A 20,305-nucleotide genomic window follows, 5' to 3' on the forward strand; every position below is an offset into this window, starting at 1 on the left:
CGCCCGCCCCAGCCCCGGGGCGGGCGCTCGGCTCGTACGACGGTTTGGACGGGGGAGGCGCGATGCCCGAGTTGCCCGAGGTGGAGGTCGTCCGGCGGGGACTGGAGCAGTGGGTCGCCCACCGGACCGTCACCGACGTCGAGGTGCTGCACCCACGTGCCGTACGCCGTCACCTCGCCGGCGCCGACGACTTCGCGCACTGCCTGAAGGGCCACCGTGTCGGCACCCCGAGCCGGCGCGGCAAGTACCTGTGGCTGCCGCTGGCGGACACCGGCCAGGCGATCCTCGCCCACCTCGGCATGAGCGGCCAGCTCCTGGTCCAGCCGCACACGGCACCCGACGAGAAGCACTTGCGTATCCGCGTCCGGTTCGCCGACGCCCTCGGCACCGAGCTGCGCTTCGTCGACCAACGCACCTTCGGCGGTCTGTCCTTGCACGACACCACCCCCGACGGCCTGCCCGACGTCATCGCGCACATCGCCCGCGACCCCCTCGATGCGCAGTTCGACGACGAGGCCTTCCACCAGGCGCTGCGCCGCAAGCGCAGCACCGTCAAACGCGCCCTGCTGGACCAGTCCTTGATCAGTGGCGTCGGCAACATCTACGCGGACGAGGCCCTCTGGCGCGCCCGCCTCCACTACGACCGCCCGACGTCCCCCTTCACTCGCCCGCGCACGCTCGAACTCCTCGGCCACATCAGGGACGTGCTGAACGCCGCCCTGTCGGTGGGCGGCACGAGCTTCGACAGCCTGTACGTCAACGTCAACGGCGAGTCGGGCTACTTCGACCGCTCGCTCGACGCGTACGGACGTGAGGGGCTGCCCTGCCGCAGGTGCGGTACGGCGATGCGCCGACGCCCGTGGATGAACCGGTCCAGCTACTACTGCCCGAAGTGTCAGCGGCCGCCGCGCATCTCGTCGTAGCGCGCCCGGGCGGCGAGGACCTCGTCCATCCGCCCCTCCAGGTGATGGATGAGCGCCAGCAGGCGCTCGGCGACCTCGTGTCCGAGGGGCGTCAGCTCGTAGTCCACGCGGGGCGGGTTGGTCGGCTGGGCCTCGCGGTGCACCAGGCCGTCGCGCTCCAGCGCGTGCAGGGTCTGGGAGAGCATCTTCTCGCTCACCCCGTCGACCCGGCGGCGCAGCTCGTTGAAGCGCAGCGAGCCCTCGTGCAGGGCGCCGAGGGTGAGCGCGCCCCAGCGGCCCGTGATGTGCTCCAGCGTGCCCCGGGACGGGCAGGCCTTGGAGAACACGTCGTACGGGAGGTCCTGCTCAGGTGTGCGCCCGACGGTCATGCCCCAAGCGTACGGGCGGACAGCGCTGACCAATAGGTTGCGCTCACCATCAGTGAGCGCTCGGCCGGGCTGGTACCAATGCCGTCGGCATTGGGGCTAGTACCCGAAGGCCTGCGTCCACCACGGGCCGCCCGGCCCGTAGTGCGCACCGACGCCGAGTGTCTTGAAGTCGCAGTTCAGGATGTTGGCCCGGTGCCCGGGGCTGTTCATCCAGGCCTCCATGACGGCCGCCGCGTCCGCCTGGCCCCGGGCTATGTTCTCGCCGCCGAGGTTGGTTATGCCGGCCGCCTCCGCGCGGTCCCAGGGGGTGCGCCCGCTGGGGTCGGTGTGGGCGAAGAAGCCCTGCTCGGCCATGGCCTCGCTGAAGTTCCCGGCCAGCTCCGCGAGCGCGCTGTTCGCGGCCAGCGGGCTGCACCCGGCTTTGGCGCGCTCGTCGTTGACGAGCTTGAGCACCTCGGCCTCGGCGGCGGTCTCCGGGGAGATCGTCACCGGCGGGGTGGTCCGCTGCGTCGGCACCTGCGAGGGCGTACGGGACGGGGTCGGCGTCGGCTTCTTCGACGACGGGGTGGTCGTCGGCTTCTTGGAGGGGGTCTTGGTGACCGGCGCCTTCGTCGTCGGTGCCTTGGTGGTGGGCTTCGCCGACGAGGTCGAGGGGGAGGCCGACGGTGACGTGGAGCGCTCGGTGCCGCGGCTGGTCGACGGGCCGCCGCTGGGGCGCGTCTCGGCGGTGCCGGACGTGCCGCCCTGCGGGGACTCGGTGTTGATCGGCGTGTCACCGGCCTGCACCTTGTCGGCGCCGCCCCCGCCGAGCGTGTAGGTGTCGCCGCCGGGCAGGACGCCGGTGGCGACCGCGACCGCGCCGATCGCGACCGCGGCGGAGACACCGAGCAGACCGGTGCGGACGGGCGTCATGCCCTTCTTCTTGCGGCGGGGCGAGCGGCCGCTCCGGGAGGCGCCGTCGGGGCCGAAGACCTCGGCCGCCGGGAAGGTCACGGTGGCTCCGGACGGGTCCGTGCCGCGGCCCCCGGCGTGGGCGTCGTCCGGGGCGAAGAGATAGGCCTCGCTCTTCGAGACCGCCTCGGCGTACGCCTCCGGGTTCGGATACGGCGCCGCCGGGTCGCCCATGGGCGAGTGCTGCGGGGTCTGGTCTCCCACGGCGGGGCTGTTCGTCTCGTCGGCCCCCGTGGCGCGGCCCGTGGCGGCGCGGCCGGCGGCGGAGCGTCGGTGGCGTCCCATGTGATGGCCTTCCTCGTCCTCGCGGTCCACTCGTCCGTTTGATCAACAAAACTCACTCGATCGAGTGGGTTTCATATGAGATTCATTGGGGCTGGACGGTACCGCATGGCGCTGGGGGAGGAAGTGTCCCGAGCGGCATCGGCCGGTTAGGTTGCACCCATGAGCGAGGATGTGCGGTTGGTCGCCTGGGTGCGAGGACGCGTCCAAGGTGTGGGTTTCCGCTGGTACACCCGGGCCAAGGCCCTGGAGATCGGCGGTCTGAGTGGTTTTGCTCTCAATTTGGACGACGGACGGGTCCAGGTGGTCGCGGAAGGCTCACGCGAGGGCTGTCAGGGGCTGCTGGACTGGCTCCAGGGTGACGACACGCCCGGGCGCGTGGACGGCGTCACCGAGATCTGGGACACACCTCGCGGCGGCTACGACGGCTTCGCCGTCCGCTGACATCTGACGGTACGAGGACCCTCGCGGCGGTGCCGGAGCATGCCCAAGGCGGCTGTCCGGAGCGAAAACGAGCAGGTGATTGCCAAGAAACGCTTGCCGTGGCAGGCTCCAGGCGCAAAGATGACCGCCACGCCCTGAGGGCCCCGCGTCAGTCGCCGCGCCGCCGTGTCCGGCCGTGTGCCACCGGGTTGTCCCCCAATACAGGGCGTGATCGTGTTGACCGTCAAACTTTTTGGTGAGACGCTGAAAGCCCCGCGCACCTTAGCTGTTTGGCATGGATGAACGGCAGCACAACTCCACAGTGCCAAGCGGCCGCGGGTGCGAATCCCTCACGACCCACACCGCATCGGTCGGTCACTCAGTGTGGAGGACCATCCATCATGGCAAAGGCGCTTCTCGGTTACGTCGGCGGCTCCGACCCTCGACTCCTCGCCGAGATGCGACGGCTCCAGCAGCGTGTACAGGACCTGGAATCCGAGCTCGTACGGATCCAGGCGGAGAACGACGCGCTGACGGCTGCCGCTTCTCACCACGACAGGATCATGGAGAGCGTCGACGCACACCAGGCGGAGCCTGCGCTCACCTGATCACTGCATCGCACAACGACACGCAGTGGTTGGGCTGCCCGTATCAACCGCTAAGTTGTCAGAAGTTGCAAGGGACGCTTCGGCGTCCCTTCTTTCTTTCCCCCGGCATCCTTTCAGAGCCTTTAACGTTTGGTGTGCCCTCGGCGTTCAGGGGCGAAACCGCGGGTTCATGGAGTGAGACAACCCCGGAAGGTAGAGTCCAGCGGCGTGCACCTCAAGGCCCTGACCCTCCGCGGGTTCAAGTCGTTCGCCTCGGCGACCACGCTCCGGTTCGAGCCGGGCATCACGTGTGTCGTCGGACCGAACGGCTCGGGCAAGTCCAACGTCGTGGACGCGCTCAGCTGGGTCATGGGCGAGCAGGGCGCCAAGTCGCTGCGCGGCGGCAAGATGGAGGACGTCATCTTCGCCGGCACCACCGGGCGGCCACCGCTCGGCCGCGCCGAGGTCTCGCTGACCATCGACAACTCCGACGGGGCCCTGCCCATCGAGTACGCCGAGGTCACCATCACGCGGATCATGTTCCGCAACGGCGGCAGCGAGTACCAGATCAACGGCGACACCTGCCGCCTGCTCGACATCCAGGAGCTGCTGTCCGACTCCGGCATCGGCCGCGAGATGCACGTCATCGTCGGCCAGGGCCAGCTGGACTCCGTCCTGCACGCCGACCCCATGGGCCGCCGCGCCTTCATCGAGGAGGCCGCCGGCGTCCTCAAGCACCGCAAGCGCAAGGAGAAGGCGCTCAGGAAGCTGGACGCGATGCAGGCCAACCTCGCGCGCGTGCAGGACCTGACCGACGAGCTGCGCAGACAGCTCAAGCCGCTGGGCCGTCAGGCCGCTGTGGCGCGCAGGGCCGCCGTCATCCAGGCCGACCTGCGCGACGCCCGCCTCCGCCTGCTGGCCGACGATCTCGTACGGCTGCGGGAGGCGCTCCAGGCCGAGGTCGCCGACGAGGCCGCGCTGAAGCAGCGCAAGGAGGCCGCCGAGCAGGAGCTGCGCAGGGCACTGCAGCGGGAGGCGCTCCTGGAGGACGAGGTCCGCCGCCTCACACCGCGCCTGCAGCGGGCGCAGCAGACCTGGTACGAGCTGTCCCAGCTCGCCGAACGGGTGCGCGGCACGATCTCGCTGGCCGAGGCCCGGGTGAAGAGCGCGACCTCCGCCCCGCCCGAGGAGCGGCGCGGCCGTGACCCCGAGGACATGGAGCGCGAGGCCCACCGCATCCGCGAGCAGGAGGCCGAGCTGGAGGCCGCCCTGGAGGCGGCCCAGCGTGCGCTCGACGACACGGTCGCCCACCGCGCCGAACTGGAGCGCGAGCTGGCGATCGAGGAACGCCGCCTGAAGGACGCGGCCCGCGCCATCGCCGACCGCCGCGAGGGGCTGGCCCGGCTGAACGGCCAGGTCGGCGCGGCCCGTTCACGCGCGGCCTCCGCCCAGGCCGAGATCGACCGCCTCGCCGCCGCCCGCGACGAGGCACAGGAGCGGGCCGTCGCCGCGCAGGAGGAGTACGAGGCGCTCAAGGCCGAGGTCGACGGCCTCGACGCCGGCGACGCCGAACTCGCCGAGCGGCACGAGGCGGCCAAACAGCGGCTGGCCGAGGCGGAGTCCGCCCTCGCCGCGGCCCGTGAGGCGGCCACGGCGGCGGAACGCAAGCGCGCCGCGACCCAGGCCCGGCACGACGCGCTGGCCATGGGCCTGCGTCGCAAGGACGGCACCGGAATACTGCTGGGCGCGCGGGACCGGCTCACCGGAGTCCTGGGCCCGGCGGCGGAGCTGCTGACGGTGACGCCCGGCTACGAGGTACCGCTGGCTGCGGCCTTCGGCGCGGCGGCGGACGCGATCGCGGTGACGACACCCGCCTCGGCGGCAGAGGCCATCCGGCTGCTGCGCAAGCAGGACGGCGGCCGGGCGGCCATGTTGCTGTCAGGGGCGACGGAAGCGCCCCTGAGGGGCGCGGGGCTGTGTCCGACATGTGGCTGCCGCCACGTGGGCGCGACCAACCACAACGACCCCGCAGACGCCCGACTCACCGAACCGGCACCTCCCGCCGCGCACTTCGTCCACGGCCCCCCCGACCTCATGCCCGCCGTACACCGCCTCCTGCACGACATCGTCGTGGTCGACACCCTGGAGAACGCCGAAGACCTGGTCTACGCGCACCCGTACCTCACCGCCGTGACCGCCGAGGGCGATCTGCTGGGCGGGCACTTCGCGCACGGCGGTTCCGCGGGGGCGCCGAGTCTGCTCGAAGTGCAGGCGTCCGTGGACGAGGCCGCCGCGGAACTCGAAGAGCTGGCCGTGCGGTGCGAGGAACTCGCCGAGGTGCAGCGGGCGGCCGGTGAGCGGCGCAAGGAGGCGGCCGCGCTCGTCGAGGAGCTGGGGGAGCGACGGCGGGCCGCCGACCGGGAGAAGTCGTCCGTGGCGCAGCAGCTCGGGCGGCTCGCCGGGCAGGCCCGGGCCGCCGCCGGGGAGGCCGAGCGGAGTGCCGCCGCGGCGGCGCGGGCGCAGGAGGCAGTCGACAAGGCGCTGATGGAGGTCGAGGAACTCGCCGAACGGCTCGCCGTCGCCGAGGAGATGCCGATCGAGGAGGAGCCCGACACCTCCGTGCGCGACCGGCTCGCCGCCGACGGCGCCAACGCCCGGCAGACCGAGATGGAGGCCCGCCTCCAGGTCCGCACCCATGAGGAGCGGGTCAAGGGGCTCGCCGGACGGGCCGACTCGCTCGACCGGGCCGCCCGTGCCGAACGCGAGGCACGCGCGCGTGCCGAGCAGCGGCGGGCGCGCCTCAGACACGAGGCGGCCGTCGCCGAAGCCGTCGCCTCCGGTGCCCGCCAGCTGCTCGCGCACATCGAGGTCTCCCTCGCCCGCGCCGAGGAGGAGCGCACCGCCGCCGAGGCCGCCAAGGCGCTCCGCGAGCAGGAACTCGCCGCCGCCCGCACCGAGGGCCGTGACCTCAAGGCCGAGCTCGACAAGCTCACCGACTCCGTGCACCGCGGTGAGGTGCTGGGCGCCGAGAAGCGGCTGCGGATCGAGCAGCTGGAGACCAAGGCGCTGGAGGAGCTGGGCGTCGAACCGGCGGGGCTGATCGCGGAGTACGGCCCCCACCAGCTCGTACCCCCGTCCCTGCCCGCCGAGGGCGAGGAGCTGCCGGAGGACCCCGAGCATCCGCGCAACCAGCCGAAGCCGTATCGGCGGGCCGAGCAGGAGAAGCGGCTGAAGTCGGCCGAGCGGGCCTACCAGCAGCTCGGCAAGGTGAACCCGCTGGCCCTGGAGGAGTTCGCGGCGCTGGAGGAACGGCACAAGTTCCTCAGCGAGCAGCTGGAGGACCTGAAGAAGACCCGCGCCGATCTGCTCCAGGTCGTCAAGGAGGTCGACCAGCGGGTCGAGCAGGTGTTCACCGAGGCCTACTGGGACACGGCCCGGGAGTTCGAGGGCGTCTTCAGCCGCCTCTTCCCGGGCGGTGAGGGCCGGTTGGTGCTGACCGACCCCGACAACATGCTCACCACGGGTGTCGACGTCGAGGCCCGGCCCCCGGGCAAGAAGGTCAAGCGGCTCAGCCTGCTGTCCGGCGGCGAGCGCTCGCTGACCGCCGTCGCCCTGCTCGTGTCGATCTTCAAGGCCCGGCCCAGCCCGTTCTACGTGATGGACGAGGTCGAGGCCGCGCTCGACGACACGAACCTGCAGCGACTGATCCGGATCATGCAGGAGCTGCAGGAGACCTCGCAGCTCATCGTCATCACGCACCAGAAGCGGACCATGGAGGTCGCCGACGCGCTGTACGGCGTCTCCATGCAAGGGGACGGTGTGTCGAAGGTCATCAGCCAGCGGCTGCGCTGAGGGCGTACGGGAGCCGCACCCGCTCCGACCTGCCCAACTGGGCCCCTCATTCAAGTAATGAACGCAGGTCGGCCACGTCTTCGCGTCAAACTCTTAACATCCCGATATTGACTTCGAAACTTGAAGGCATAGTCTCTGCAACGTTGCTTTTACCTTCAGGTTTGCCACCTGCGAGGGCTTACCCCACTCCGGCAGCGTTGCCGGTGGCCCGAGGAGTACACGTGACCAGCACAGCGCAGGCACCCACGCCAGGAGCCAGGTCGGCTCAGCCCGAACATCTCGGGCACGTCATCTTCATCGCGGCGGCGGCCGCGATGGGCGGCTTCCTCTTCGGCTACGACAGCTCCGTGATCAACGGCGCCGTCGAGGCCATCCGGGACCGTTACGACATCGGCTCCGCGGCGCTGGCGCAGGTCATCGCCGTCGCGCTGATCGGCTGCGCCATCGGCGCCGCCACGGCGGGCCGCACAGCCGACCGTATCGGCCGTATCCGGTGCATGCAGATCGCCGCAGTGCTGTTCACCGTGAGCGCCGTCGGCTCCGCCCTGCCCTTCTCGCTGTACGACCTCGCCTTCTGGCGCGTCGTCGGCGGCTTCGCCATCGGCATGGCCTCCGTGATCGGCCCGGCCTACATCGCCGAGGTCGCCCCGCCGGCGTACCGCGGCCGGCTCGGCTCCTTCCAGCAGGCCGCGATCGTGGTCGGCATCGCCGTCTCGCAGCTGGTCAACTGGGGCATCCTGAACGCCGCCGACGGCGACCAGCGTGGTGAGCTGATGGGCCTGGAGGCCTGGCAGCTGATGCTCGGCGTCATGGTCGTCCCGGCCGTCCTGTACGGCCTGCTCTCCTTCGCCATCCCCGAGTCACCGCGCTATCTGCTCTCCGTCGGCAAGCGCGAGCGCGCCCGCGAGATCCTCTCCGAGGTCGAGGGCCGGGACATCGATCTCGACGTCCGCGTCGCCGAGATCGAGCACGCCATGAAGAGCGAGCACAGGTCCACGTTCAAGGACCTGCTCGGCGGCAGCTTCTTCTTCAAGCCGATCGTCTGGATCGGTATCGGCCTGTCGGTCTTCCAGCAGTTCGTCGGCATCAACGTCGCGTTCTACTACTCCTCGACGCTGTGGCAGTCGGTCGGCGTGGACCCGACGGACTCGTTCTTCTACTCGTTCACCACGTCGATCATCAACATCGTCGGCACCGTCATCGCGATGATCTTCGTCGACCGCGTCGGCCGCCGGCCGCTCGCGATCATCGGTTCGGTCGGCATGGTGATCGGCCTCGCGCTGGAGGCCTGGGCGTTCTCCTTCGACCTCGTCGACGGCAGGCTCCCGGCCACCCAGGGCTGGGTCGCCCTGATCGCCGCGCACGTCTTCGTCCTGTTCTTCGCCCTGTCGTGGGGTGTGGTCGTCTGGGTCATGCTCGGCGAGATGTTCCCCAACCGGATCCGCGCCGCCGCCCTGGGCGTGGCCGCCGCCGCGCAGTGGATCGCCAACTGGGCCATCACCGCGAGCTTCCCGTCGCTGGCCGACTGGAACCTCTCCGTGACCTACGTGATCTACACCGTCTTCGCCGCGCTCTCCGTCCCGTTCGTCCTGAAGTTCGTCAAGGAGACGAAGGGCAAGACGCTGGAGGAGATGGGCTGAGCCTCATCCCGAGGCCCTCGATCCCGAGGAGACGGGCCAAGTCCCCGCTGCCCCTCTCCTCGTCTCGTAAGAGACGTGTCGCCCCGGCTCAGCCACTGAGCCGGGGCAGCACGTTGTCGCAGAACAGCCGCAGGCTGCGCCAGCCCTCCTCCAGCGGCATCCCGCCCACCAGCGGATGCAGCACGAGGCTGTCGAGCCCCAGCGCCACGCACTCCTCCGGCGTGAGCACCCGGTAGACGCCCTCGGCGCGCAGCTCCTCCACCGTCGTGGCCGCCGACCGCACGGCCGAGCGGATGTCGGCCGACTGCCAGGAGGCGTACGTGCGCGCCTCGTGCAGGAAGTGCCCGCCGTACTCCGCCCACGTCCGGTCCGGGTCCTCGGCGAGGTGCAGCAGCGGCGTCTCGGCGGCGGGCATCATGGTCCAGCCCTCGGTGCCGTACTCGACCAGGCGTTCCTTGTAGTAGGCCTCCAGCTCGGGCAGGTGCGCGCTGGGGAAGAAGGGCAGCCCCAGGCGGGCGGCCCGGCGAGCGGCGGCCCTGGAGGAGCCGCCGACCAGGAGCAGGGGGTGCGGGTCGGAGTACGGGCGCGGCGTGACCCGCACCCTCCGTCCCCGGTACTCGAACTCCTCCCCGGTCCAGGCCTTCAGCACCGTCTGCAGCACCTCGTCCTGCAACCGCCCGCGCCGCGCCCAGTCCACGCCGAACAGCTCGTACTCCTCGGGCCGGTACCCGATCCCCGCGACGGTCACGAGCCGGCCGCCGCTCAGCAGATCCAGTACGGCGATGTCCTCGGCCAGCCGCAGCGGGTCGTGCAACGGCCCGATGACCGCCGACACGGTGACCGCGAGGCGACGCGTGGCCCCGAGCACCGCTGCCGCGAACGCGAACGGCGACGGCAGCCAGTTGTCCGGCACGCCGTGGTGCTCCTCCGTCTGCACGACGGAGATCTCCCGGTCGTCGGCGTACCTGGCCATCTCCAGGGCCGTCCTGTAGCGGGCGTGGAGGGAGGCGGGGGTGGCGCCGGGTTCGACGAGATTGAAACGGACGACCGAGACGGGCATGGGGTTCCCCTTCGCCGGGCGGGTGGGCTTCCGGTGAGGGGGGACGGTAGCTGACGGGGTGTCAGGTAGCCAGAGCTGCCGCCACAGGGCCACGGATCACTTGGACGAAGGTACAAACTGGGTCCGCCCGAGCCCTATGGCTGATACTGGACGAGTTATGGACATCGTCATCCTTGCTGTAGTCATCGCCGTGGTCGTGCTCGGCACGATCGGCGGGCTCGTCGTCGGCAGTCGGCGCAGGAAGCCGCTGCCCCCGCCGCCGCCCACCACGCCCGACATCACCGCCCCTCCGGCCGAGCCGCACGTCGGCGACGAGGCCGAGACGCCGCGGGAGGAACCGCGCCGCACGATAGAGGAGGTGGACCTTCCCGACGGCTCGGCCCCGGCCGCCGTCGAGGAGCCGCCCGTCGTCGAGCTTCCGCCGACCGAGATCGAGATCCCGGAGCCCACCGCGGGGCGGCTCGTCCGCCTCCGCGCCCGTCTGTCCCGCTCCCAGAACGCCCTCGGCAAGGGGCTGCTCACGCTGCTCTCGCGCGAGCACCTCGACGAGGAGACCTGGGAGGAGATCGAGGACACCCTGCTCACCGCCGACGTCGGTGTGCAGCCCACCCAGGAGCTGGTCGAACGGCTGCGCGAGCGCGTAAAGGTGCTCGGCACCCGCACCCCCGAGGAGCTGCGCGGCCTGCTGCGCGAGGAGCTGCTCACGCTCGTCGGCACCGACTTCGACCGCACCGTGAAGACCGAGCCCGAGACCACCAAGCCCGGCATCGTGATGGTCGTCGGCGTCAACGGCACCGGCAAGACCACCACCACCGGCAAGCTCGCCCGGGTCCTCGTCGCCGACGGCCGCAGCGTCGTCCTCGGCGCCGCCGACACCTTCCGGGCCGCCGCCGCCGACCAGCTGCAGACCTGGGGCGAGCGGGTCGGCGCCTACACCGTGCGCGGGCCGGAGGCCGGCGACCCCGCCTCCGTCGCCTTCGACGCCGTCAAGGAGGGCAAGGAGATGGGCGCCGACGTGGTGCTCATCGACACCGCCGGACGGCTGCACACCAAGACCGGTCTCATGGACGAGCTCGGCAAGGTCAAGCGCGTCATCGAGAAGCACGCCCCGCTGGACGAGGTGCTGCTCGTCCTCGACGCCACCACCGGTCAGAACGGCCTCGTCCAGGCCCGTGTCTTCGCCGAGGTCGTCGACATCACCGGCATCGTCCTCACCAAGCTGGACGGCACCGCCAAGGGCGGCATCGTCGTCGCCGTGCAGCGCGAGCTGGGCGTTCCGGTCAAGCTGATCGGACTTGGCGAGGGAGCCGATGATCTGGCCCCGTTCGAGCCGGAGGCGTTCGTTGACGCCCTTATCGGAGAGTGACCACCTGCCACATTCGGTAGGTGCCCAAAAGCGCCCGCCCCCACGGTGCAGTGGGGTGCGGGCGCTTCGCTGTGTACGGATGCGCAGCCGGTGCTGTGTACGGATGCGCAGTCGGTGCTGTGTGCGGCTACGGCCGCGACCGGTGTGCCACATAGGCCAGCGTTCCCAGCAGCAGTCGCGCCGCCGGTGGTTTCCGTGCCGAGTCCAGGTCCGGCGGGCGCAGCCAGCGCACCGGACCGAGGCCTGCGCGGTCGGAGGGCGGGGCCGTGATGTACGTGCCGGGACCGAGGCCGCGCAGGTCGAGGTGCGGGTCGTCCCAGCCCATCCGGTACAGCAGCGCGGGCAGCTCGGACGTGGAGCCGGGGGCGACCAGGAAGTGGGCGCGGCCGTCGGGGGTGGCGGTGACGGGGCCGAGGGGAAGGCCCATGCGCTCCAGCCGGACCAGGGCCCGCCGCCCGGCGGGCTCGGCCACCTCGATCACGTCGAACGCCCGCCCGACCGGCAGCATCACCGCCGCGCCCGGGAACTCCGCCCAGGACTTGGTCACCTCGTCCAGCGTCGCCCCGGCCGGGACCTCCGGCGCGAAGTCCAGCGGATGCGCGCCCGGCGTCCGGCACTCGGGGCGGCCGCAGGAACAGGTGCCCGCGGCGGCCCGGGCGCCGGGGACGACGTCCCAGCCCCACAGCCCGGTGTACTCCGCCACGGCGGTGCACTCGGACGAGCGGCCGCGGCGGCGCGAGCCGGACCGGATGTCGCGGATCCCCCGACTGCTGCCGATCGTGAAGCCCATGCCCCCTCCAACGGGTCCGACGCACCGGTGGTTACGAGACGGAATCAGAACGTTACTCTCCGTTTTCGACTTCCCGGTTGTCGCGTGGTCCAGACGGCTTCCGGAGGCAAACCCGGGTGGTGCGCCCAGGTGTTCGCGCTCCCGCGTGCACCCGTCCGCCCACTTCCGTCTGTCCTATGTCAAGTGAATCGCGCGGAGGCGACCGGTAGTTCATTCGAAGGGGTGGCGAATGGTGGCGTTTCCGGGATCGCCGTGGCCGAGCGGGTGATCGTAGGATTACCGTGTGTGCACGGCGGTCGGGGCACATGCACCGGTGGGTATGCCGCAGGCAAGCCGGTTCCTCGTTCGAAGACTGAGAACTGCCGGACGGGGGACTGAATTGACGGGCATTCTGATAAGGCTTGGCGCACTCGGTGACAGGCGATCTGAGGGATGGGGGCGTTCCAGTGGGCGGCAACGGCGGAGGCGGGGCGAACGCTGAGAAGCGCCCGAACGAGCTGTTGGGCTCGTGGTTCGTGCGCAGCGGCTGGTCGAAGGGCGAGCTGGCGCGTCAAGTGAACCGCAGAGCACGCCAGTTGGGCGCCAACCACATCTCCACCGACACCTCCCGGGTCCGCCGCTGGCTGGACGGCGAGAACCCGCGCGAGCCGATCCCCAGGATCCTGTCGGAGCTGTTCTCCGAGCGGTTCGGCTGCGTCGTCTCGATCGAGGACCTCGGGCTGCGCACCGCCCGCCAGGCGCCCTCCACCACCGGCGTCGACCTGCCCTGGACGGCCCCGCAGACGGTGGCCCTGCTCGGCGAGTTCTCGCGCAGCGACCTGATGCTGGCCCGCCGCGGCTTCCTCGGCACGTCGCTGGCCCTGTCCGCCGGCCCGGCCCTGATCGAGCCCATGCAGCGCTGGCTGGTCCCCGCGCCGCCCGCCCCCCGGCCCGAGCCCGCGTCGGTGCCGTCCACCCGCTCACGGGGACGGCTGTCCAGGCCGGAGCTGGACCTGCTGGAGTCCACCACGGTGATGTTCCGCCAGTGGGACGCCCAGTGCGGCGGCGGCCTGCGCCGCAAGGCGGTCGTCGGCCAGCTGCACGAGGTGACCGACCTGCTGCAGGAGCCCCAGCCCGAGGCCACCACCCGCAAGTTGTTCAAGGTCGCCGCCGAGCTGGCGGAACTGGCCGGCTGGATGTCGTACGACGTGGGGCTCCAGCCCACCGCGCAGAAGTACTTCGTACTCGCCCTGCACGCTGCCAAGGAAGCCGGCGACCGCCCGCTCGGCTCGTACATCCTGTCCAGCATGAGCCGCCAGATGATCCACCTCGGGCGGCCCGAGGACGCCCTGGAGCTGATCCACCTCGCGCAGTACGGCAGCCGGGACTGCGCGAGCCCGCGCACCCAGTCGATGCTGTATGCGATGGAGGCCCGGGCGTACGCCAACATGGGCCAGCCCGGCAAGTGCAAGCGGGCCGTGCGCATGGCCGAGGACACCTTCACCGACGCCGACGACTGGGACGAGCCGGACCCCGACTGGATCCGCTTCTTCTCCGAGGCCGAGCTGTACGCCGAGAACAGCCACTCCTTCCGCGACCTCGCCTACGTCGCCGGCCGCAGCCCCGCCTACGCCTCCATGGCCGAGCCCCTGATGCGGCGGGCCGTGGAGCTGTTCGCGCAGGACACCGAGCACCAGCGGTCGTACGCGCTCAACCTCATCGGCATGGCCACCGTGCACCTGCTCCAGCGTGAGCCCGAGCAGAGCGCCGTGTTCGCCGACCGGGCCATGACGGTCGCCAAGAACGTCCGTTCCGAGCGCGTCAACACTCGTATTCGAAAGACCGTGGACACCGCCGCCCGGGACTTCGGTGACATCGCCGCGGTCGTGGACCTCACCGACAAGCTCGCCGTCGAGCTGCCGGAGACCGCCGCGGCGGTCTAGCACAGCGCCGAAACCCCTGACTCCGGCCGCGGCCGGCCCTCCCGAACTGCCCGACTCGGCTCCCCCGTGCCAGGTCATCGGAAGGCCGCCCGCGGCCGGTTCGCTGCGCCCCGCGGCAACATCCACGGAAGGTTGCGCCACGATAACGATCGCGCAGCGCGGCAGCAGGCAGTTCATCGACGCGTAACACACAGGGCGCCTTCGTCACCGCGGCGAAACAACGAGGGGCTTCCACCGAAACGGCGCTGCGCCAATCTCGTGGCGCATAACCGGCCCACCCCTCATGACCGCTCAAGGCTTCGCCCGCACGGGGCCGTATCCAACGACGAGGAGACGCCGATGGCACCAGCCATCACGCTTGCCGCAGAGACGGAGCTCTCTGCCGCCAACACAGGCTTCATGCTCATCTGCTCCGCCCTGGTGATGCTCATGACCCCGGGACTGGCCTTCTTCTACGGAGGCATGGTCCGCGTCAAGAGCACCCTGAACATGCTGATGATGAGCTTCATCAGCCTGGGAATCGTCACCATCCTGTGGGTGCTGTACGGCTTCTCCATGGCGTTCGGCACGGACTCCGGCAGCATCATCGGCTGGTCTTCCGACTACGTCGGCTTCACCGGAATCGGTACCGCCGACCTGTGGGACGGCTACACCATCCCCATTTATGTCTTCGCCGTCTTCCAGCTGATGTTCGCGATCATCACGCCCGCCCTGATCAGCGGTGCCCTCGCGGACCGCGTGAAGTTCACGGCGTGGGCGCTGTTCGTCGCCCTGTGGGCCACGGTCGTGTACTTCCCGGTCGCGCACTGGGTCTGGGGCTCGGGCGGCTGGGCCTTCGAGCTCGGCGTGATCGACTTCGCCGGTGGTACGGCGGTGCACATCAACGCCGGTGCCGCGGCGCTCGGCGTGATCCTGGTGATCGGAAAGCGCATCGGATTCAAGAAGGACCCGATGCGTCCGCACAGCCTCCCGCTGGTCATGCTCGGCGCCGCTCTGCTGTGGTTCGGCTGGTTCGGCTTCAACGCCGGCTCCTGGCTCGGCAACGACGACGGCGTCGGCGCGCTGATGTTCGTCAACACCCAGATCGCCACCGCCGCCGCCATGCTGGCCTGGCTGATCTACGAGAAGCTGCGCCACGGCGCGTTCACCACGCTGGGCGCCGCCTCCGGTGCCGTCGCCGGTCTGGTCGCCATCACCCCGGCCGGTGGCGCGGTCGACCCGCTCGGCGCGATCGCCGTCGGCGCCATCGCCGGTCTGCTGTGCGCCATGGCCGTCGGCCTGAAGTACAAGTTCGGCTACGACGACTCCCTCGACGTCGTCGGCGTCCACCTGGTCGGCGGTGTCGTCGGCTCCCTGCTGATCGGCTTCTTCGCCAGCGGCAAGGGCCAGTCCGAGGTCCAGGGCCTGTTCTACGGTGGCGGCCTGGACCAGTTCTGGAAGCAGTGCGCCGGTGTGTTCGCGGTCCTCGCCTACTCCCTGGTCGCCTCCGCGGTCCTCGCCTTCCTGCTCGACAAGACGATCGGCATGCGGGTCTCCGAGGACGACGAGGTGGCCGGCATCGACCAGGCCGAGCACGCCGAGACCGCATACGACTTCAGCGGCGCCGGCGGTGGTGCCTCCCGCACCGTCACCGCCCCCGCCCCGGTTGCCGAAGCTGCGAGCAAGAAGGTGGACGCATGAAGCTCATCACCGCTGTCGTCAAGCCCCACCGGCTGGACGAGATCAAGGAAGCCCTCCAGGCGTTCGGAGTGCACGGACTGACGGTCACCGAGGCGAGCGGCTACGGTCGTCAGCGGGGCCACACCGAGGTCTACCGCGGCGCCGAGTACACGGTCGACCTGGTCCCCAAGATCCGTATCGAGGTGCTGGCCGAGGACGACGACGCCGAGCAGCTGATCGACGTCATCGTGAAGGCCGCCCGCACCGGCAAGATCGGTGACGGCAAGGTCTGGTCCCTTCCGGTCGAGACCGCCGTCCGGGTCCGCACCGGCGAGCGCGGACCGGACGCGCTCTGACCGACAGAAGAACAGGAGTCGCTGGGTGACGAGTACGGACGTAACGGCGAAAGCAGAGGACTCGGGACCCAGCGGCTACGCGGCGGCCCGGCTGCGCCTCCTCACGGAGGGGGCGCGGTCCGGGCCGCCGCGCCGTGCCGGCCTGGCCGAGCTGACCGACGACTGGCTGGCGGGGCTGTTCAACGCGGGGGCCGAGGGGCTGCGCGGGGTCTCGCTCGTCGCGGTCGGCGGCTACGGCCGCGGTGAGCTGTCCCCCCGCAGTGACCTGGACCTCCTGCTGCTGCATGACGGGGGCGACTCCGCCGCGATCGGCGCCCTCGCCGACCGCATCTGGTATCCCGTCTGGGACCTGGGTCTCGCCCTGGACCACTCCGTCCGCACACCGGCCGAGGCCCGCAAGACGGCCGGGGAGGACCTGAAGGTCCAGCTCGGGCTCCTGGACGCCCGCCACATCGCGGGCGACCTCGGCCTGACGGCGGGACTGCGGACAGCGATCCTCGCCGACTGGCGCAACCAGGCGCCGAAACGTCTCCCCCAACTCCAGGAACTCTGCGCCGAACGCGCTGAACGCCAGGGCGAGTTGCAGTACCTCCTGGAGCCGGACCTCAAGGAGGCCCGCGGCGGCCTCCGTGACGCCACCGCCCTGCGCGCCGTCGCCGCGTCCTGGCTGGCCGACGCCCCGCGCGAGGGCCTCGACGACGCCCGGCGCCGGCTGCTCGACGTCCGCGACGCCCTGCACCTCGCCACCGGGCGCGCCACCGACCGGCTCGCCCTGCAGGAGCAGGACCAGGTCGCCGCCGAGCTGGGCCTGCTCGACGCCGACACGCTGCTGCGGCAGGTGTACGAGGCGGCGCGGATCATCTCGTACGCCAGTGATGTCACGTGGCGTGAAGTGGGCCGCGTGCTGCGGTCGCGCGCGGTGCGGCCGCGGCTGCGCTCCATGCTGGGCGGAGGAAAGCAGGTGGCCGAGAGGTCGCCGCTCGCCGAGGGTGTGGTGGAGCAGGACGGCGAGGTGGTGCTCGCCCGGGCCGCGCGCCCCGACCGCGACCCCGTGCTCCCCCTGCGCGCGGCGGCCGCCGCCGCGCAGGCCGGACTGCCACTCTCCCTGCATGCTGTCCGGCGCATGGCGGCCGGAGTACGCCCCCTGCCCACGCCCTGGCCTGCCGAGGCGCGGGAACAACTCGTCACGCTGCTGGGCTCCGGCCGTCCCACCATCGAGGTCTGGGAGGCCCTGGAGGCCGAGGGCCTGATCACCCGGCTCATCCCCGACTGGGAGCGGGTGCGCTGCCGCCCACAGCGCAACGCCGTGCACATCTGGACCGTCGACCGGCACCTCATCGAGACCGCCGTCCGCGCCTCCGAGTTCACCCGCCGGGTCAGCCGCCCCGACCTGCTCCTGGTCGCCGCGCTGCTGCACGACATCGGCAAGGGCTGGCCCGGCGACCACTCGGTCGCGGGCGAGATCATCGCGCGCGACGTGGCGAGCCGGATCGGCTTCGACCGCGACGACGTGGCCGTGCTCGCCACCCTCGTACGACACCATCTGCTGCTGGTGGAGACGGCCACCCGGCGTGATCTGGAGGACCCCGCCACCGTGCGTTCGGTCGCCGAGGCGGTGGGTTCGCAGGGCACGCTGGAGCTGCTGCACGCGCTCACCGAGGCCGACGCACTGGCCACCGGGCCGGCCGCCTGGTCGTCCTGGCGGGGTTCGCTGGTCGCGGACCTGGTCAAGCGGGTCTCGGCGGTGCTGTCCGGGGACGAGCCGGAGGACCCCGAGGCCGCCGCGCCCACCGCCGAGCAGGAGCGGCTCGCCATCGAGGCGATCGCGACGGGCAGCCCCGTGCTGGCGCTGCGGGCGCAGACCGAGGTGCCCACCGAGGAGGCGTCCGGCGAACCCGAGCCGCTCGGCGTCGAGCTGCTGATCGCCGTACCGGACCAGCCGGGCGTGCTGCCCGCCGTGTCCGGTGTCCTCGCCGTGCACCGCCTGACCGTCCGCACGGCCGAGCTGCGGGCCCTTCAGCTGCCGGACGGCGTCGAGGGTTCGGTGCTGCTGCTGGACTGGCGGGTCGCCGCCGAGTACGGCTCCCTGCCCCAGGCCGCCCGGCTCCGCGCCGACCTCGTCCGGGCCCTGGACGGCACCCTGGACATCGCGGGTCGCCTCGCCGAACGGGACGCCGCGTACCCGCGCCGCCGGGGTGTGGTGGCGCCGCCGCCGAGGGTGTCGGTCCACCCGGCCGCCTCCCGGCTGGCCACGGTGATCGAGGTGCGGGCCCAGGACGCGCCGGGGTTGCTGTTCCGGATCGGGCGGGCGCTGGAGGACGCGGGCGTGCGGGTGCGCAGCTCCCATGTGTCGACGCTGGGCGCGAACGCCGTCGACGCGTTCTATGTCACAGGACCGGAGGGCGCGCCCCTGCCGGGCGAGGAGGCCGCGGCGGTGGCGCGGAAGCTGGAGGAGACATTGCGCGGCTGATCCGTGACCCGCTCCGGTGGAGCCGGGATACCCTGGAGGGCGATTCATCCGCCAGCCACCGACCCTGAGGACCGCGAGCGCCGTGTTCGATACTCTCTCCGATCGCCTCTCAGCGACTTTCAAGAACCTGCGTGGCAAGGGACGGCTCTCCGAAGCGGACATCGACGCCACCGCGCGCGAGATCCGGATCGCGCTCCTCGAAGCGGACGTGGCGCTGCCTGTCGTCCGGAGCTTCATCAAGAACGTCAAGGAGCGGGCCCTCGGGGCCGAGGTCTCCAGGGCGCTCAACCCGGCCCAGCAGGTGCTGAAGATCGTCAACGACGAGCTCGTGACGATCCTCGGTGGCGAGACCCGGCGGCTGCGCTTCGCCAAGCAGCCGCCCACCGTGATCATGCTGGCGGGTCTGCAGGGTGCCGGTAAGACCACCCTCGCGGGCAAGCTCGGCAAGTGGCTCCAGGAGCAGGGCCACTCGCCGCTGCTGGTCGCCGCCGACCTCCAGCGCCCGAACGCGGTCAACCAGCTGAGCGTCGTCGCCGAGCGGGCCGGGGTCGCGGTCTTCGCGCCGGAGCCGGGCAACGGCGTCGGTGACCCGGTCAAGGTCGCCAAGGACTCCATCGGCTTCGCGAAGTCCAAGGTCCACGACATCGTGATCGTGGACACCGCCGGCCGTCTCGGCATCGACCAGGAGATGATGCAGCAGGCCGCCGACATCCGGGACGCGGTCTCGCCGGACGAGATCCTGTTCGTCGTCGACGCGATGATCGGTCAGGACGCGGTCAACACCGCCGAGGCCTTCCGCGACGGCGTCGGCTTCGACGGCGTGGTGCTCTCCAAGCTCGACGGTGACGCCCGTGGTGGTGCGGCCCTGTCGATCCGCCAGATCACCGGCAAGCCGATCATGTTCGCGTCGAACGGCGAGAAGCTCGACGACTTCGACGCCTTCCACCCGGACCGGATGGCCTCCCGCATCCTCGACATGGGTGACCTGCTCACCCTGATCGAGCAGGCGGAGAAGACCTTCGACCAGGCCGAAGCCCAGAAGATGGCCGAGAAGCTGGCCTCCAAGAAGGGCCAGGACTTCACCCTCGACGACTTCCTGGCCCAGATGGAGCAGGTCAGGAAGATGGGCTCCATCTCCAAGCTGCTCGGCATGCTGCCCGGCATGGGCCAGATCAAGGACCAGATCCAGAACCTCGACGAGCGGGACGTCGACCGCACCGCCGCGATCATCAAGTCGATGACCCCGGGCGAGCGCCAGGACCCGACGATCATCAACGGCTCGCGCCGCGCCCGTATCGCGCGCGGTTCCGGTGTCGAGGTCAGCGCGGTGAAGAACCTGGTCGAGCGGTTCTTCGAGGCCCGCAAGATGATGTCCCGCATGGCCCAGGGCGGCGGTATGCCGGGGATGCCGGGGATGCCGGGCATGGGTGGCGGTCCCGGCAGGGCGAAGAAGAAGCAGAAGCAGGCCAAGGGCAAGCAGCGCTCCGGCAACCCGATGAAGCGCAAGCAGCAGGAGCAGGAGGAGGCCGCCCGCCGCGCGGCAGCCGCTCAGGGCGGAGGCGCCTTCGGGCTGCCGCAGCAGGGCGGGCAGGACTTCGAGCTGCCGGACGAGTTCAAGAAGTTCATGGGCTAGCACTTCCTGCTCGTCGCTTCCTG

General features: G+C 71.0%; 15 protein-coding genes. 11 read left to right on the forward strand and 4 right to left on the reverse strand.

Going from position 1 to position 20,305, the window contains the following annotated elements:
• Nucleotides 1–62: 62 nt before the first annotated feature.
• Entirely contained in the window at nucleotides 63–923 is an 861-nt protein-coding gene (gene mutM, locus KWI83_RS20815) for a bifunctional DNA-formamidopyrimidine glycosylase/DNA-(apurinic or apyrimidinic site) lyase (RefSeq protein ID WP_218515877.1), read from the forward strand.
• On the opposite strand, the gene KWI83_RS20820 is transcribed toward mutM, so the two are convergent.
• Entirely contained in the window at nucleotides 896–1,291 is a 396-nt protein-coding gene (locus KWI83_RS20820) for a helix-turn-helix domain-containing protein (protein WP_218515878.1), read from the reverse strand. The genes mutM and KWI83_RS20820 overlap by 28 nt on opposite strands.
• 96 nt (nucleotides 1,292–1,387) lie before the next feature.
• Nucleotides 1,388–2,527: a CAP domain-containing protein gene (locus KWI83_RS20825; RefSeq protein WP_218515879.1), complete on the reverse strand. Its 1,140-nt coding sequence runs from the start codon at nucleotides 2,525–2,527 to the stop codon at nucleotides 1,388–1,390.
• 159 nt (nucleotides 2,528–2,686) lie between these two features.
• Between KWI83_RS20825 and KWI83_RS20830 the strand changes: the two genes are divergently transcribed.
• From KWI83_RS20830 to KWI83_RS20845, 4 genes are all read left to right on the forward strand, one after another.
• Nucleotides 2,687–2,968 carry an acylphosphatase gene (locus tag KWI83_RS20830; protein WP_218515880.1) on the forward strand — a complete coding sequence of 94 codons (282 nt, stop codon included), beginning with the start codon at nucleotides 2,687–2,689 and terminating at the stop codon, nucleotides 2,966–2,968.
• Nucleotides 2,969–3,348: 380 nt separating this feature from the next.
• Complete coding sequence (locus tag KWI83_RS20835) at nucleotides 3,349–3,555, forward strand: hypothetical protein (RefSeq protein WP_053762838.1); 207 nt, start codon at nucleotides 3,349–3,351, stop codon at nucleotides 3,553–3,555.
• Between the two features lie 207 nt (nucleotides 3,556–3,762).
• The gene (gene smc, locus KWI83_RS20840; protein WP_218515881.1) at nucleotides 3,763–7,386 is read left to right on the forward strand and encodes a chromosome segregation protein SMC; all 3,624 of its coding nucleotides are present in this window, start codon (nucleotides 3,763–3,765) and stop codon (nucleotides 7,384–7,386) included.
• Between the two features lie 221 nt (nucleotides 7,387–7,607).
• Nucleotides 7,608–9,026, forward strand: coding sequence for a sugar porter family MFS transporter (locus tag KWI83_RS20845; protein WP_218515882.1), 1,419 nt, complete (start codon nucleotides 7,608–7,610; stop codon nucleotides 9,024–9,026).
• A gap of 88 nt (nucleotides 9,027–9,114) precedes the next feature.
• On the opposite strand, the gene KWI83_RS20850 is transcribed toward KWI83_RS20845, so the two are convergent.
• Nucleotides 9,115–10,086 carry an LLM class flavin-dependent oxidoreductase gene (locus KWI83_RS20850; RefSeq protein ID WP_218515883.1) on the reverse strand — a complete coding sequence of 324 codons (972 nt, stop codon included), beginning with the start codon at nucleotides 10,084–10,086 and terminating at the stop codon, nucleotides 9,115–9,117.
• A gap of 157 nt (nucleotides 10,087–10,243) precedes the next feature.
• On the opposite strand from KWI83_RS20850, the gene ftsY reads away from it, so the two are divergent.
• Nucleotides 10,244–11,452: a signal recognition particle-docking protein FtsY gene (gene ftsY, locus KWI83_RS20855; protein WP_218515884.1), complete on the forward strand. Its 1,209-nt coding sequence runs from the start codon at nucleotides 10,244–10,246 to the stop codon at nucleotides 11,450–11,452.
• Between the two features lie 127 nt (nucleotides 11,453–11,579).
• Here ftsY and KWI83_RS20860 read toward each other — a convergent pair whose 3' ends face one another.
• A complete protein-coding gene (locus KWI83_RS20860) occupies nucleotides 11,580–12,242 on the reverse strand; it encodes a bifunctional DNA primase/polymerase (RefSeq protein ID WP_218515885.1) in 663 nt (220 codons plus the stop codon).
• Nucleotides 12,243–12,688: 446 nt separating this feature from the next.
• Here KWI83_RS20860 and KWI83_RS20865 point away from each other — a divergent pair, with 446 nt between their 5' ends.
• The 5 genes from KWI83_RS20865 to ffh all read left to right on the forward strand — a co-directional run bounded on the left by KWI83_RS20865 (nucleotide 12,689) and on the right by ffh (nucleotide 20,282).
• Nucleotides 12,689–14,164, forward strand: a complete 1,476-nt coding sequence (locus KWI83_RS20865) for a hypothetical protein (protein ID WP_218515886.1) — start codon at nucleotides 12,689–12,691, stop codon at nucleotides 14,162–14,164.
• 339 nt (nucleotides 14,165–14,503) lie between these two features.
• Nucleotides 14,504–15,844: an ammonium transporter gene (locus KWI83_RS20870; protein WP_218515887.1), complete on the forward strand. Its 1,341-nt coding sequence runs from the start codon at nucleotides 14,504–14,506 to the stop codon at nucleotides 15,842–15,844.
• Nucleotides 15,841–16,179 carry a P-II family nitrogen regulator gene (locus tag KWI83_RS20875; RefSeq protein ID WP_003997576.1) on the forward strand — a complete coding sequence of 113 codons (339 nt, stop codon included), beginning with the start codon at nucleotides 15,841–15,843 and terminating at the stop codon, nucleotides 16,177–16,179. The genes KWI83_RS20870 and KWI83_RS20875 overlap by 4 nt, the downstream gene beginning before the upstream one ends.
• Nucleotides 16,180–16,204: 25 nt before the next feature.
• Nucleotides 16,205–18,649, forward strand: a complete 2,445-nt coding sequence (locus tag KWI83_RS20880; RefSeq protein WP_218515888.1) for a [protein-PII] uridylyltransferase — start codon at nucleotides 16,205–16,207, stop codon at nucleotides 18,647–18,649.
• 82 nt (nucleotides 18,650–18,731) lie between these two features.
• Nucleotides 18,732–20,282: a signal recognition particle protein gene (gene ffh / locus KWI83_RS20885; RefSeq protein ID WP_218515889.1), complete on the forward strand. Its 1,551-nt coding sequence runs from the start codon at nucleotides 18,732–18,734 to the stop codon at nucleotides 20,280–20,282.
• Nucleotides 20,283–20,305: the final 23 nt, after the last annotated feature.

Source organism: Streptomyces sp. TRM70350, from assembly GCF_019219825.1.
Classification (GTDB): domain Bacteria; phylum Actinomycetota; class Actinomycetes; order Streptomycetales; family Streptomycetaceae; genus Streptomyces.